The sequence below is a fragment of the Gordonia sp. SID5947 genome (genome assembly GCF_009862785.1).
GTDB lineage: Bacteria > Actinomycetota > Actinomycetes > Mycobacteriales > Mycobacteriaceae > Gordonia.
The window spans coordinates 3514237-3527668 of record NZ_WWHU01000001.1 but is presented as its reverse complement, the minus strand read 5'-3'; the positions used below and the strand labels follow the sequence as shown (position 1 = coordinate 3527668).

Annotated in this window: 12 protein-coding genes and 1 pseudogene; 7 read left to right on the top strand and 6 right to left on the bottom strand. The window is 66.3% G+C overall.

Annotated elements, in window-relative coordinates; all coding sequences use genetic code 11:
* Together GTV32_RS16165 and GTV32_RS16160 are read left to right on the top strand one after the other, a co-directional pair.
* Window positions 1-1206: a helix-turn-helix domain-containing protein gene (locus GTV32_RS16165; protein ID WP_161061177.1), complete on the top strand. Its 1206-nt coding sequence runs from the start codon at window positions 1-3 to the stop codon at window positions 1204-1206.
* A 153-nt stretch (window positions 1207-1359) separates the two neighbouring features.
* Window positions 1360-2982, top strand: coding sequence for a long-chain fatty acid--CoA ligase (locus GTV32_RS16160; protein WP_161061176.1), 1623 nt, complete (start codon window positions 1360-1362; stop codon window positions 2980-2982).
* Window positions 2983-3070: 88 nt separating this feature from the next.
* Here the strand turns inward: GTV32_RS16160 and GTV32_RS16155 are convergent, their stop codons facing one another.
* Genes GTV32_RS16155 through GTV32_RS16140 form a run of 4 tightly spaced genes read right to left on the bottom strand, consistent with a single transcriptional unit; the run spans window position 3071 to window position 7064 of the window.
* On the bottom strand, window positions 3071-3382 hold the full coding sequence (locus GTV32_RS16155) for a DUF202 domain-containing protein (RefSeq protein WP_161061175.1): 312 nt from the start codon (window positions 3380-3382) through the stop codon (window positions 3071-3073).
* A complete protein-coding gene (locus tag GTV32_RS16150) occupies window positions 3379-3771 on the bottom strand; it encodes a DUF202 domain-containing protein (RefSeq protein WP_343287356.1) in 393 nt (130 codons plus the stop codon). The genes GTV32_RS16155 and GTV32_RS16150 overlap by 4 nt, the downstream gene beginning before the upstream one ends.
* A complete protein-coding gene (locus GTV32_RS16145) occupies window positions 3768-5663 on the bottom strand; it encodes an alkyl sulfatase dimerization domain-containing protein (RefSeq protein WP_161061174.1) in 1896 nt (631 codons plus the stop codon). The genes GTV32_RS16150 and GTV32_RS16145 overlap by 4 nt, the downstream gene beginning before the upstream one ends.
* Window positions 5664-5714: 51 nt before the next feature.
* Window positions 5715-7064, bottom strand: coding sequence for an MFS transporter (locus tag GTV32_RS16140; protein WP_161061173.1), 1350 nt, complete (start codon window positions 7062-7064; stop codon window positions 5715-5717).
* A 312-nt stretch (window positions 7065-7376) separates the two neighbouring features.
* Between GTV32_RS16140 and GTV32_RS16135 the strand changes: the two genes are divergently transcribed.
* The 4 genes from GTV32_RS16135 (at window position 7377) to GTV32_RS16120 (ending at window position 11266) form a co-directional block, all read left to right on the top strand.
* The gene (locus GTV32_RS16135) at window positions 7377-8618 is read left to right on the top strand and encodes a PucR family transcriptional regulator (protein ID WP_161061172.1); all 1242 of its coding nucleotides are present in this window, start codon (window positions 7377-7379) and stop codon (window positions 8616-8618) included.
* Between the two features lie 45 nt (window positions 8619-8663).
* The gene (locus GTV32_RS16130; RefSeq protein WP_161061171.1) at window positions 8664-9146 is read left to right on the top strand and encodes a hypothetical protein; all 483 of its coding nucleotides are present in this window, start codon (window positions 8664-8666) and stop codon (window positions 9144-9146) included.
* Between the two features lie 172 nt (window positions 9147-9318).
* Entirely contained in the window at window positions 9319-10284 is a 966-nt protein-coding gene (locus tag GTV32_RS16125) for an alpha/beta hydrolase (protein WP_161061170.1), read from the top strand.
* 184 nt (window positions 10285-10468) lie between these two features.
* The gene (locus tag GTV32_RS16120) at window positions 10469-11266 is read left to right on the top strand and encodes a hypothetical protein (RefSeq protein WP_202421817.1); all 798 of its coding nucleotides are present in this window, start codon (window positions 10469-10471) and stop codon (window positions 11264-11266) included.
* Between the two features lie 12 nt (window positions 11267-11278).
* Here the strand turns inward: GTV32_RS16120 and GTV32_RS16115 are convergent, their stop codons facing one another.
* Window positions 11279-11683 carry a hypothetical protein gene (locus GTV32_RS16115; protein ID WP_161061169.1) on the bottom strand — a complete coding sequence of 135 codons (405 nt, stop codon included), beginning with the start codon at window positions 11681-11683 and terminating at the stop codon, window positions 11279-11281.
* Window positions 11684-11791: 108 nt separating this feature from the next.
* A complete protein-coding gene (locus GTV32_RS16110; protein ID WP_237421561.1) occupies window positions 11792-12448 on the bottom strand; it encodes a hypothetical protein in 657 nt (218 codons plus the stop codon).
* Window positions 12449-12559: 111 nt separating this feature from the next.
* Between GTV32_RS16110 and GTV32_RS16105 the strand changes: the two are divergent.
* Window positions 12560-13284: pseudogene (locus GTV32_RS16105) on the top strand (GNAT family N-acetyltransferase).
* Window positions 13285-13432 lie beyond the last annotated feature (148 nt).

Below are 13432 nucleotides of genomic sequence, written 5' to 3'. Positions count from 1 at the left end.
ATGAGATCGCTATCACCCGCGCCGCCGCCCGCGGGCGTCGAACAGCTCCTCAAACGCCTGCAAACCCGCGTGTCCGAGCTCATTCGGCAATCGACCCTCGACGATGCCGACCTGCTCCGTTCGCTTCCCTCCGAGATCCGGCAGACCGAGCTCCCATCGGTGACCCGTCGGAATCTCGCGGTCATCCTGCGGTCGATCGCCGAGAACGTCGGTCCCGATGACGAGGATCTGCAACCCGCGCGCGAGATCGCCGTGCAGCGAGCGGATGAGGGCGTGCCGCTGTCGCTGGTGATCCAGAACTGGCAGCGTGGCTTCCGGCGGTTGTGGGACGAAGTGTCCGCGGTGGCACACGCCGACGAGACCGCTGAAGTCACCTATCTGGGCACCGCGCTACTGGCTTTGGTCGGGACGTATACGACGACCCTGGCCGAGGCGTACGAGCAGGAACAAGTGGTCCTCGGCAGTGAGAAGAGCGGCGCAGGTCACCTGGTTGCACGCATGCTGCTCGACGGTCAGGATGCCCGCCCATACGCCGACCGCTTTCAGATCGAGCTGGTCAAGCAGTACAGCGTGCTGGCGCTCGAGATCGAGTCGACACCGGACGAACTGGTCGACGACACCACCGGTCGGCTGGTCGCGGGCCGGCGAAAGATGCGAAAGATCCTCGGCTTGACCGACTTTCGCCGCACGAGATCGATGATCTCCACACTCGGTCCGGCCGGGGGACACCTTCTGCTACCCGTGGACCCCGATGACGCGTCGACGCCCTACGACACCGCCTGCGATCTGGTCGACCGGATCCACTCGGCGGTCGGGGTCATGCTGAGAGCGGGACTCGTGGAATGCGTAGACGTCGCGGAGCTCCCTTCCGCCGGCGTCCTCTCGACCGAGGTGTTGCGATTGTCGGCGGGACATCCGTCCGAGCGGACAGTCTACCGCCTCGCAGACGTCGCGCTCGCCTATCAGTTGTCCCGACCGTCCGCTGCTCGCGAACACCTGCGTGGCATGCTCGCAGCCGTCGAACCGTTTCCTGAGCTCATCGAGTTCCTCGAGTGCTATCTACGCTGCGACATGGATCGCGGCCGAACAGCGAGAGCGCTTGCGGTACATCCAAATACGGTCAATAATCGTCTGCACCGCCTCACCTCCCTCACCGGTGTCGACCCCAGCGGCTTCGAGGGGTGTCGGCATTCGGCGCCGCCTTGACGGTCTCCCAACACGAGTAGAGTCGCCGACCACCTGCGCGCTCAGCAGAGAGCGCAAAACCACGACCCGATCCGGCAAATCGGGCAATGATGAACCAGATGGACGCTGTGACACGACCACAGCTGACGCACAGTTCGACGAAAAGGAATCTCGATGCTCAGCACAATGCAAGACGCTCCCCTCTCGATTGCCCAACTCCTCCGCCACGGCAGCACCGTCCATGGCACCGCCGAGGTGGTCACCTGGACCGATGCCGGTGCTCGCCGCCGCAGCTACGCCGAGGTCGGGCAACGCTGCGCACAGCTGGCGCACGCGCTGCGCGGGCTGGGAGTGACCGGCGACGAGCGGGTCGCCACGTTCATGTGGAACAACGCCGAACACCTGGAGGCCTACCTCGCGGTGCCCTCGATGGGCGCGGTACTCCATACCCTCAACATCCGGCTGTTCCCGGAGCAACTGGTGTTCGTCGCCAACCACGGCGAAGATCGGGTCATCATCGTCGACCCCACCCTGCTCCCCCTGCTCAATCCACAGCTGCCGCAGCTGAGCACGGTCAAGCACATCATCGTGACCGGCGAATCGGCCGAGGGCGTCGACGCTCCCGACGGTGTGCAGGTGCATTCCTACGAGCAGTTGATCGCCGATCAGCCGACCGAGTTCGAGTGGCCTGAGGTCGACGAGCGTTCGGCAGCTGCCATGTGCTACACCTCTGGCACCACCGGTGACCCGAAAGGTGTTGCCTACTCGCATCGTTCGATCTACATGCACTCGATGCAGGTGTGCATGACCGACGGACCTGCACTCAAGCAGGGCGACCGTGCGCTGGCGGTGGTGCCGCAGTTCCATGCCATGTCGTGGGGGTTGCCCTACGCAGCGTTCATGATCGGGGCGTCGCTGATCATGCCCGACCGGTTCCTGCAGCCGGAGCCCCTCGCCGCGTTGATCGCCGCCGAGAAGCCGACCTTCGCCGCCGCGGTCCCCACGATCTGGCTCGGTTTGCACCAGTACCTCGAACAACATCCCCAGGACATCTCGTGCATGCACGACGTCCTCATCGGCGGGTCCGCGGTGCCACCGTCCCTGATGCACACCTTCGACGAGGACCACGACGTCCAGGTGCTGCACGCCTGGGGCATGACCGAGACGTCACCGCTGGGCTCGGTGGCCCGGCCGCCCGCCGGCACCGAGGGCGAAGAGCGCTGGCGCTACCGCTATACGCAGGGCCGCTTCCCCGCGTCGGTGCAGGCGCGGCTCGTCGACGATCTCGGCGAGCTCGTCCCCAACGACGGCAAGACCGTCGGTGAGCTCGAGGTCCGTGGGCCGTGGATAGCCGGCGCCTACTACGGGGTCGAGGCGCCGGACAAGTTCCACGACGGTTGGCTGCGCACCGGCGACGTCGGATCCATCACTCCCGACGGCTATCTCACCCTCACCGACCGCACCAAGGACATCATCAAATCCGGTGGTGAGTGGATCTCCTCGGTCGATCTCGAGAACGCCGTCATGGGCCACCCCGATGTCATCGAGGCGGCGGTCATCGGGGTGCCCGATGCCAAGTGGGACGAGCGGCCCCTGGTTGCCGTGGTGTTGCGCGACGGCTCCGACGCCACCGCCGACACGCTGCGCGACTTCTTGTCCGACAAGGTCGCCAAGTGGCAGCTGCCAGAGAACTGGACGGTGATCAACGAGGTCCCCAAGACCAGCGTCGGCAAGTTCGACAAGAAGCGTCTGCGTACGCAGTACCAGGACGGCGACCTCGACGTCACGCGGATCTGAGGTCTGACGACCACGGTTCGTCCCCGAGTATCAGTTCATCCCCCACAAGCACGCGGAGGAATTGACGATACCCGGGGGACGAACGTGGTTACCCGATGGCCGCCAGCACCCCGACACACGCGATCGCCAGCGCGATCAGGAGTAGCAGCGCCGGTGATGCCTGCGCACTGTTGCGCGGATCCGCGCGATACCGGCGTGCCCGCTGGGCCATCCCACCGCACAGTGCGGCGACGAGCAGAGCGGCCACGCCCGCCGCCACCGCATGGGCCGCGGTGTGGTGGACGGCGAGCACTCGACAGCACAGCAGCAGTACGCCGGTCGCCGTCAATGTGGTTCGGCGCCAAGCCAACAGAGTTCGCTCCGGCTGCAAGCCGGGATCGCCCGCCGACGTGGACGTCACAGGATCACGACCACCACGCACACCAGCGCGATGGCACACACACCGCCGACCGTGACACGCACGATGGTGGCAGGCGGCAACGGCTCACTGCGCCGCATTGCCGCCTGCAGCCGACGCCACCGGTAGAAGGCGCCCAGCGACAACACCGTTGCCACCACCACACATGCCACCGCGAGGACGGAGTGATCGAGATTGCCGGTGCCCTTGCCGATCAACTCCTCCGCCGCGACGCCGGCCGCCAGCAGCGCGAGTGCCGTGCGGATCCAGGCGAGGAACGTGCGCTCGTTGGCCAGCGTGAACCGGTAGTCGGGCTCGTGATCCGGTGTCGCCTGCCCCGGGTCGTCGACCGCAGTGCCCGTTGCCTTCTCCTCCATAGCCCGCGAGCTCACGGTGTGACGATGTTGAACGACCGCGTGAACGTGTCGAGCAGAGCGAACAGGTCGTAGACGACACTCTCGTCGCCACCCAGCTCGACCTTGCCGGCCGCCACCGCGTCGGCGAGCTGGACGGCGCCGAGCGCCAGACCGGTCAACGTCGCCTTGGTCAACTGCGCGGTCGCGTCGGCGTCGGCGCCCGGTTCGGTCGGCGTGCCGTTGAGCACCCCGCGCGTCAGCTCGAGCATCCGGGACTCGGCGGCGTCCGAGATGTCGAGCCGCAGGGTGAAGTGACGTCCGCCCGCCTTTGGTCCGTTCAGCCGGACGGCCAGGTAGTCGAGCAGCATGTCGACGGTCATCGCGGCGACCACCTCGTTGGCCCCCAACGCATTCGCGTCGGCATGAACGCCCTCACGAAGGTCCTGTGCGCCGGTCAGGTAGAAGTTGCGCCACGGGGCAGACTCGCTCTGGTACCCGAGTTGCTCCAACGCGTCGGCCTGCAGTTCCCGGGCGGCGGTGTTGTCGGGCTCGGCGAACACGACGTGATTGACCACCTCGGCCACCCACCGGTAGTCACCCTCGTCGAATGCGGTGCGCGCCTTCTCGATCACCGAGTCGGCGCCACCCATGAACTCGACGTACCGTCGGCCCGTCTCGACCGGCGTGTGCGGGTGCAGGTGGGCGGGGTTACCGTCGAACCAACCCAGGTACTTCTGGTAGACGCCCTTGGCGTTGTGGTTGAGCGATCCGTAGTAGCCGCGCGCGGTCCACGAGGTGGCGAGTCCCTCGGGGAGTTCGATCATCTCGCCGATCTCGGTCATCGTGTACCCGTGGGCGGCCAACCGCAGCGTCTCGTCGTGGATGTAGCGGTAGAGATCGCGGTGCTCGGCCAGCAGATCGCAGATCGCCTCCGACCCCCACACCGGCCACTGGTGGCAGATGAACATCACGTCGGTCACGCTGCCGTACCGCTGCAGCGCCTCGTCGAGGTAACGACTCCAGCCCAGCGCGTCGCGGACCTGCGCTCCGCGCGGCGTGTAGAGGTTGTGCATGTGGTGAGACACGTTCTCGGCCATGCACAATGCCCGCATGTCGGGCAGGTAGAAATGCATCTCGGCCGGCGCCTCGGAGTCCGGTGTGTACTGGAACTCGAACCGGATGCCGTCGAGCACCAGCTCCTGACCGCTCGCGGAGATCACGTCGGTCGGTTGCAGCAGACTCATCTGCCCCTGCGACAACGCGATACCCAGACCGGTGGAGATCACCCCGGTCCCGTTGACCGGCAGGTTCTGCCCGTACATGTACTCGGCTCGCCGAATCATGGCGTTGCCCGCATAGACATTCTCGCTGACGGCGTGTTCGAGGAACCCGAGCGGCGCCACCACCCGCACGGCGCCACTGGTCACGTCGTCTTCGGAGACGATGCCCTTGACGCCGCCGAAATGATCGGCGTGGCTATGGGTGTAGAGGATCGCGCGGATGGGACGATGCCCCAGGTTCTCGTACACCAGGTCCATTGCGGCGCGGGCACATTCGACAGAGGTCAGCGGATCGATCACCACATAGCCGGTGTCGCCCTCGATGACGGTCATGTTGGAGATGTCGAAGCCGCGAAGCTGGTAGATGTGGTCGGCCACGCGGAACAGTCCGTGTGCGTTGTGCAACTGGGAGATCCGCCACAGGCTGGGGTTGACGGTGTCGGGTGCGTCGTCGTCGAGGAAGGCGAAGCGCTCCAGATCCCACACCACTCGTCCGGTGTCGTCGGTGATGACCATCGGATCCAGGGTGGCGACGAATCCTCGGCGCGAGTCGTCGTAGGCACGACGATCCTCGAAGTGCAGGTTGTCGAACACGGCCCGGTTGGCGGCCGCGGTGTGGGTGGTTGCCGGTTTGCTGCTGGTGGACAAGAGATCTCCGTTCGAGCTTCGGTTTGTGCGTAGTTGTGTGTTGTGGTCTGGTCAGTCCGATTGGCCGGCGGCCGCGGTCAGGAGCGCGGCGTCGCGTTCCGGACTGACCAAGGTGATGGCGAGCAGACCTCCGACGATCGCGATGACGCCGGTGAGAGCGAACGTCGCGGTGTATCCGGAGGTGGGATCGTCGCCTGCCCGGTCCACCAGGACTCCGGCCACGTACGGCGCGATCACGCCCGCCAGGGAGTAGAACGCGACGAAGGTTCCGAGCACCACGCCGCGCTGACCGACGGGTGCGATCTCCCCGCACGCAACCATCCCCGCGGCGAACGCCGCGCCGGACAGTCCGAGTCCGATGGTCAGCAGCGCGAGCGTCATCCCGTTGCCGTGAGCGAAGATGCTCACGAGAGTGAAAGCGCCCGCGGCGAGGGTGATGAGGCCGGGCATCACTCCGCGCGCCCAGCGACTGGACACCCCGCTGCGCATGAGGCGCTGGGTTCCGAATCCCTGTGCGAACAAAGCGATCACACCGACGATCCAGGGTAGCGCCGTGAGTGTCCCAGAGGTCGCCTTGCTGTATCCGAGGTCATCGGTCAAGAAGGCCGGCACCCAGGCGATCAGCAGTGACACGGCCCAGTACCCGGCGAACGCACTCAGCGCGCACCCGATCCACGTCCGCGTGCTCAGGACCTTGCGCACCGGCACATGAATGCGATCGAGAGGGCGGACGCGTTGGGTGGAGATGTCGGTCGCGTGCAGATCGATCGGGCCGTCGCGCCCGACCACCAGCCACACCGCACTCCACACCACGCCGACGACGGCGACGAGCAGAAAGGCCGACCGCCACCCGTGCGCGTCGATCATCCAGGACAGCGCCGGCGCACCGACGATCACACCCAACGACGTCGCGATGGTCAACCAGGCCGTCGGCACGCTGCGGTCCGCGTCGTCGAACCACTTGTGCACCGCATGCTGCGCGACGCCGAAGGCCGGGCCTTCGGCGGCACCGAGGACGACCCGTGACAGCAGGATCACCAGGAAGCCGGCCGGGCCGATCACCGGCAGCATCGCGACGGACCAGATCAACGCGAGGACCAGCAACACCTTCTTGGTGCTGAAGCGGTCCGCGAGATGACCGACCACCACCGCCGACACGCTGAACAACAGGAAGAAGGCACTCGAGATGGTGCCGTACTGCTGTGCGGTGAGCCCGAACTCCTCACGAATGCTGGTCGCAGCCAGGCCCAACACCGCCTTGTCGGCGAAGTTGATCATCATCAGCAGCATCAACATCACCGTGATGACCCAGGCGCGGGCACCGCCGACCGTCGCGGGTAGGCGACCGGACAGCCGATCTCGTCCATGCACGAGCGTCTGCGCCGGCGCCGTTGGCAGCATCGCCGCTGTATCTGTCGCCGCTGTATCTGTCGCCGCGGTCCCTGTCGCCGCCGTACCCATCTCCGCTGTACCTGGTTGTCGGGTGGCCGACTGACCCATCGTGTTTCCTTGCCGTTCCTAGTGGTCGCGCAATGGCCGGTGGCCTCGTGTGATGGACCCCCGACACCTGCGTCACGCAGGGCATTCGACGTGGTTCGCATCACATTTGCTGCTGTTTCACCACGCTAAGGTGGGCACTTGCCCATCGCAATGTCGAATGATCACAGGTGACGCCGCGATAGCATGTGCGACAGCACAACGTGGAGGTACGTTATGGCCGCTTTGACGCCAACCCCGCCGCCCGCGGGCACCGCTGATCTGCTCAATCGGCTGCACGCTCGCGCCGCCGGCATGATCAAGCAGTCGGCTCTGGACAGTTCGGACGCGTTGAGCGCGCTGCCGCCGGAGATACGGCTGACGGAGTTGCCGTGGGTGACGCGGCGGACGCTGACGACTGTCTTCCGGTCGCTCGGCGGGAATGTCACACCCAACGCCGAGGAGCTTCGTCCGGCACGCGAGATCGCGGTACAGCGAGCCGACGAGGGCGTACCGCTCTCCGTGGTGATCCGGAATTGGCAACGCGGATTCGAACGCTTCTGGAATGAGGCGACGTCGTTGTCCCGCTCAGACGAGAAGGACGAGATGGCCTATCTCGGTGCCGCGCTGATCTCGCTGTTCGGCATATTCTCGGCAACCCTCGTCGACGCCTACGAACAGGAACAGGTGATCCTCGACAGCGAGAAGAGCGGGGCCGGGCACCTCGTCGCGCGGATGATCCTCGATGGTCAAGAAGCACACCCCTACGCCGACCGCTTCCGGATCGAGCTGGCCGACGAGTACCACGTGCTCGCGCTGGAGATCGCGTCGACTCCGGACGAACTCGTCGAGGATGCCACCGGCCGGCTGGTGGCAGGTCGGCGGAAGATGCGAAAGATCCTGTCTCTGAGCGAATTCCGGCGCACCAATCCGACGCTCACCACGCTGGGCCCCGCGGGTGGCCACGTCCTGATGCCGGTGGACCCGGATGGCAGTTCGCTTGCGCACACACTCGCGGGTGAACTCGTCGAGCGCATCCGATCGTCGGTGGGTGTCCCGATCCGGGCCGGCCTCGTGGAGAACGTTCCCATCGCAGACGTGCCCGACGCGGGGAAGCTGGCCTCGGAGGTGTTGCGGCTGTCGGGCCGGCAACGGGCCCGGCACACCGTCGCTCGTCTCGACGACGTCGCGCTCGAGTATCAGCTGACGCGTCCCGGCCCAGCCAACGACCATCTGCGCGGCGTGCTGGCGCCGTTCGACCAGTCCCCTGATCTGATCACCTTTCTCGAGGAGTATCTGCGCTGCGACATGGATCGCAAACGAACCGCCAGATCCCTTGGTGTGCATCCGAACACGGTCAACAACCGGTTGCACCGAGTGGCGTCGCTCAGTGGGATCGACCCGACCGGGTTCGAAGGGGTGATGACGTTCGGCGCCGCGCTCACCGCAGCCCACGGCACGCCGGCCAGATCCCTCTGACCCCCGCTGACTTGGACAGATCGCCACCAACCGAAAGGCACACAAATGGAACTGTTCGCGGCGTGGTGCGGATATCTCGGAGCGTGGCTGCTCGTGGCCGGGCCGATGTATCAGGGTGCGCGGGAGTTGAGCGAGGAGCAACTCGACCGTGCGGCGATCCGGACCCAATCGTTGGCAGTCCCCCATTCCGAGCGCGTGTCGGCGTGGTGGTGGCTACTACCGCCGGTGGCCTACATCTTGATTCATCGCGCCCAGGATGCGTGGCGAGCACAGGTGATGGCCAGCCTGACGATCGAGCAGCGAGAGCAGTTCGTCTCGTACTCGAACAAGGCCACGGGTTGGTTCATCGTCGGCGGGGGTGCCGCACTGATCGGTATCAAAGAGGCTTTCGAACTCGTCGAGGTGTACGAATGGCCGGGATGGATCACCATCGTGCTGTGTGGGGTCGCCATCGCGCTGAGCATCGGGTACACCACCGGCCGCATGCATCTGACCGCACGGGCCCTTCAGATCGAGGACGCGACCTGAGGCGTTGTTGCCCGCACGTGATGGGAAGTGCCTGCCATACCTTCACCGCCGACGCAAGCGCGGCGATCACCCGGTTCGACGCCGAGCTCGGTCGCATGCGACGGAGGTCGCCGACGCGCTGGACGAGTTCGCCGCCAGGGCCACGAGGCATACAGGGCGTTAGGCTGACCCGATGCCCGCCGCATCGTCCACCAGGGTTCTCCACGTCAATGGGATCGATCTCGCGATCACCGAACAGGGCAGCGGCGCGCCCGTCATCCTGTGTCATGGATTTCCCGGCCTCGGATACTCGTGGCGTCACCAGATCTCGGCCATCGCCGAGGCAGGTTGGCATGCCGTCGCTCCCGACATGCGCGGTTACGGTCGCAGCAGCCGACCGACCGATGCGAGTGCATACGATCGCGCAACCACCGTCGCCGACATCGAGGGTCTACTCGATGCGCTGCATGCCGATCAAGCGGTGTTCGCCGGCCATGACTTCGGGGCCAATCTGGTCTGGGACCTGGCCCGATGGCTTCCGGACCGCGTCGCGGGCCTCATCCAGCTGAGTGTCCCCCTGACACCGCGAGCGCCCATTCGTCCCAGCGATATCAACACCATGCTGGCCGACAAACACTTCTTCCACATGCACTACTTCCAGCAGCCCGGCATCGCCGAGCGCGAGCTCGACAGCAATGTCGATGAGTTCTTGCGCCGGATCTTCTGGGCGTTGAGTGACGTCGACCGTTACCTCACGTGTTGGGATCATCCGTCGGCCGGCAACGGTTACCTCGATGTTCTCCCACCCGCTCCACCACTGCCCTGGCCCTGGTTCTCCGCCGCCGAGTTCGACCACTACGTAGCCGAATTCAGCCGGTCCGGCTTCACCGGTGGGCTGAACTGGTACCGGGCCGCCGACCTCGTCTGGGAGCAGAACGCCGACCTCGCGGACACACCGATCCACACACCGACGCTGTTCGTGGCGGGCGACCGGGATCCGGTGCTCGGCATGATGGGCCGCGATCCGCTCGGATCCATGGCCCAGCTCGTCCCCGGCCTCCGTCACGTCGAGATGGTGCCCGGTGCGGGACATTTCGTCCAGATGCAGGAGCCGGCACGCGTGAACGCGGCGATTCTCGACTTCCTCGGCGAACTCTGACTAGTCGGCGGGGTTCGCGCCATTCTGGCCGCAGGACCAGCTTCCGGCTTCAGGCTGGATCTGCGGCCGGAAGCGAGAACTGCGGCCGGAACCGGTGGTCGGGCTGCGCGCACACCAGCCTTCAGCGCCCTTTCAGCTTCGATATCGGACAATCGGTCGATCGCCGACAATCGAGGGAGCACCGATGAGATGGCGTCAACGCGTCCGAGTCGCACCGATCGTCGTGCTCCCGGCATTGACTGCTCTGGCACTCGTCAGCGCACCGTCGGTGGCGGCGACAGCAACCCGCCCCGACACCGCGATCAGTCACGATGCACAGGTGGCACCGCCACCGCCGGGCGCAATCGTCGCGGCGTTCGCTGACAATCAGCTCAAGTACTGCGCGCTCATCTGCCCACACATCGTCGACTTCGTGGTCCAGGTACCGATCGCACTGGTCCGCTCTCCGGGTGTGTATACGCAGGCCCTCGCGGAGACCCAAAGCGCCGACCGTGCAACGGGTATCGCGCTGGCGTCGGTCACCGAGCCGGCGAGGACCTCGATGTCCGGGATCATCGACAACGATCTGAACCTGGTCTTGCCCCGCGCGCAGAATGCACTCGAGGTGGCGACCGTCGAAATGTTCCACGTCGCCGACACCGTGCAGTCGGGCGCGGGCCCGGCCGCGGTCGGCGGAGCCTTCGACGCAGGGCGTGCCAAGATTCTCGACGCCCTGAACGCGCCGATCGTTCCGAACCCGCCGCAGATCGCGGTTCCGACGACATCCGCGCAGGAATCGGTCCTCTCGGCCATCGACATCGGTTCAGCGGTGCTGTTCCAGGCGCCCGAGATCCTCATGACCGGGGCGACCGAGTCGGCCGATGTGGCCGCAGACGACCTCGCTGCCAACGGCGACGTGAACCGCGCCCGCGCGGTGGGAGCCAAGCATCTCGACGGATTCATCACCAAGGCAGGCAACGCGATCGGTCGGGCTCTGCGCTGACGGCCGTTGACGTCATTTACGTTCTGCGACCAGATGACTCGTGACCACCACGAGAACCGCCATCAACCCCGACATGGCCAGCAGGAAATCGGCGCCACCCGCGGCGCGATCGGATACCAACGCCCACACAGCTCCCACCACCGACACGGCGATCACCACCCAGGCCGCGCGACGTACCGAATCCCACCGCAGCGGCGCCTGCACGGCCACCACCACGATCGCGAGGTAGCCGAGGACATTCACCGTCCCGACGACGACACCGAAGACGAGGCCGTGTGCGACCCCCGCGACCACCGGCAGCGACGACAACGCCAGCGTCGAGACGATCCCGACCAATGCCATCACGACGACGAGCACGCGCTCCCGACTGTCGCGGTCGCCGAGCCCGCCGCGATCCGCTGCGTCGTCGTCTGTCATGTTCTCCGCCTGGTCGCTACGGTGTGCGCAACACCGATCTGGCTCGGCCGCAAGCACATCGATGTGCCCTCACGCGTCGACATGAACTGGTTTTGACTCAACGCACCCTCAATGCGCGACCGCGAGCAGCACCTCCGTTGCACCGTCACCTGCCCGGCGCGTCTCGACCGCGAACGGTGTCTCGTGGTCTACCCCGATCCCGAACGTGGTGACGCCCTCGAAGGACCCGGCGAACGCGACCTGCCGCAGACTGCGGTACGTGTGGTCGGCCACGAACCCGAAACCCTGGAAGAGGTCCGGGTTGACGGCCGGCGCGAATATCGAGAGTTGCAGATGGGCCGCGCCCTGCAGCGGCACCGGTGCGCCGGACCCCTCTCGGGTGACCTGCGGAACGTATCGGGCGGTGAAGCCCACCTCCGATGTCGAGTCGGTCCGGAAGACCACCTGGTCGAAGCATGGGCCCGCGCCGGGCGAGACGTCGACGATGCCGCCATCGGCGACCGGGCTGCGCGGGGGCGCGCTGTCTTCAGCGGTGTTCCACGTCGCCGGGTTCATTCCCTCCGCTATGCAGGTGGTGGAATCCGCCGACGACGCCGTCGCGGTCGCAGGATCAGGAGCAAGGGTGAACGTCGAGGTATGGGTGACCGTGGACGTCGCGCCGATGCCGGACTCCCCCGATTCGGACGCGTCTCCGCTGCCGCATCCGGCCAGGGACGCGACGACGACAAGACCTGCAGCGCCGACCACCACCATTCGTCTGTCCATGCCGCACTCCATCAACTGTGCGGTCCATTGTCGCTGATCGTGCCGCGGGACCAGGCGTTCGTGGCGGAACCGATACGTTCACCTGCATCGACGCGCAGGTATCGTCGGGCCGTGGTCACCAGTTCTGCCGTCGACGCCGCGCGCGAGCCCTCGTTTCCGAGTTCCGCAGCCCTCGACAATCCCGCCTTCGCCGCCCTCACCGGGCCCCACGCACATTTCGCCGAACGTCGTGGCGGCGCGGTCCGCTATCAGACGGATGTCTGTCCGATGGCCGCGCTGCCCGACGATCCGACGGACGACGACTGGTCGGACGCAGCGGCGCTCGTCGGACCCGGCCAACCGATGTTCCTCCCGGTCGTCTCCGTCGTCGCACCGCCCGGCTGGGGCGTGGGCATGCACATCCCGGGCGTCCAGATGGTCGACCGCGATGTGAAGCCGGCCCCGGATGCGGAAGCCGTCGAGCTCACGGCGGCCGATGTACCGGAGATGATGGACCTGGTGCGTCGCACCGAACCCGGGCCCTTTCGTCCGCGCACCATCGAGCTCGGCACGTACCTCGGTATCCGCCGCAACGGTCGGCTGGTGGCGATGGGCGGTGAACGCCTGCACGTCCCTGGGGGACAGAGATCAGCGCCGTCTGCACCGACCCGGATTACCGCGGCCACGGATTTGCGAGCCGCCTGATTCTCGCTCTCGCCCATGGCATCCGGCAACGAGGCGAAGTCCCGTTCCTGCACGCGTCGGCGAGCAACACCGGCGCCATCCGGCTCTACGAAGAGCTCGGCTTCGGGCTGCGCCGTGAGGTCAGTTTTCAGGGGTTCACGGCGCCACACTGACACGATCTGCCCGCGCGAAGGACGCGCACCGGCCGTGCAGGCGCGCATGTCGCGACATGAGCGGGAGACCGCTGGGCGCGCGGGAACCATGACGGCGGCGAGCGGGGTCGTCGAACCACTACCAAGCAATCGCTTGGTTTGCTAGCTT